General features: G+C 65.7%; 1 protein-coding gene. It reads right to left on the bottom strand.

Annotated features, from left to right (window positions below):
• Positions 1–187: 187 nt before the first annotated feature.
• Entirely contained in the window at positions 188–1,072 is an 885-nt protein-coding gene (locus tag FJR00_RS15505; RefSeq protein WP_141339627.1) for an ACT domain-containing protein, read from the bottom strand.
• Between the last annotated feature and the right edge of the window lie 251 nt (positions 1,073–1,323).

Genomic DNA, 1,323 nt, shown 5'->3' on the forward strand with positions numbered 1-1,323 from the left:
AGACCCCCGCTTGACAGAGAAGGGAGCCAGAAGCGGATACGCAGTCGCGGGCCCCCGATGAAGGCCAGTTCCCCACGGCGCATGAGCAAGCGTCCGTGGTGGACCGGGGCGGTGTGTGCTTCCACGGTTGGGCCGAGGCGGACACCACCACACGAAGCGGCCGCGCGACAACTACTGAAGTCCCGCACTAGTTCTGCGTGATGTTGACCGCGGGGGAGGAGGTGGACCGAAGACGCATGGTCGACAAGTGCGCTTGCTCCGCGAGCTCGGCAAGGCGGTGCGCCCGGGCCGACTCTGCCGGGGTGAACGGTACTCCCGGCCGAGAGAAGACGAACGCGCCTTGCCACGGTGAAGGAATCTTGAGCATCGTTGCCTCCTCCAGCGGCAGGGGGCCAGGTCCAGGTGTCGTGATCGAGGTGGTGACTATCTCGGCTCCCAGCAGCTCGGCCACTGCCCATGCCAGCTCCGAGGGATCCGCAGCAACTCTGATTGACAGGTTGAGGGCCTTGGTCTGGCCATCGGCCAGCGCGAGAGCCGTGGTCGGCCACACGAGGGTGTCGACGCCACCGGCGGCGGTTGCTGCGTCGAGGAGGTCCTCGGCGTTGACCTCGTCCGATGTTGCGACGGTCAGCTCATCCAAGGCGCCGCCAGCGACAGGGTGCACCTGTAGGTCGAGGATGTTCGCGTTGAGCGCTTCCAGTCGCTCCGCCAGTGCCTGCAGTGCGCCGGGCTCGTCGCTGATCCGGGTCCTTAGCCGCCAGAGTTTGTCCGCCGACTCGAGGCGGCGTCGATGGAGGAGCTGGGGCGCGTGCAACCACGCTTGCAGGAGGCGCATGATTGACGGTTCGGTCACCCATACGACCAGGACGGTCGCTAGAACCGTCAGCAGGACGACCTTGCCCAGGTACGGAAGATCGCTGCGGAGCACGACGGCGTGCACGGCCAGTTCGATGGGGAGGATTGCAGCTACGTTCGCGAAGGTGAGCCGGGACTTGGCCGGATGGGGGAGGTGGCCGCACAGTTCACAGTGGAGATCTGCGGTGGGCGCGAGTCGAGCCGGGTGATCGGTCATGACTTACCTTCTCTCCCGCGCGTTTCACTCTCGTTACGACGCCGTGGCTGGCTTGTTGCACCTCCGCAACAGTCCGGAGAAGACGCCCGGGCGTCTTGGCGGGGCGGTAGCGGTACTCGCGGGCAACCCGAACGATCCTTCCTTAGCCTCGTTGGTGAAGCGAAGGAGCCCAAGGCGATGTGCAGTTCGACGCAACGGCGCCGAACCAGCAAAGCCCGCACAGCGGCAGACATCCCAGGTTCTGGTTCTGT

The organism is Ornithinimicrobium kibberense (genome assembly GCF_006519705.1).
Lineage (GTDB): Bacteria > Actinomycetota > Actinomycetes > Actinomycetales > Dermatophilaceae > Ornithinicoccus > Ornithinicoccus kibberensis.

Excerpts from the sequence above, each read along its gene's own strand:
- FJR00_RS15505 (WP_141339627.1), bottom strand. The coding sequence starts at position 1,072 with ATGACCGATCACCCGGCTCGACTCGCGCCCACCGCAGATCTCCACTGT.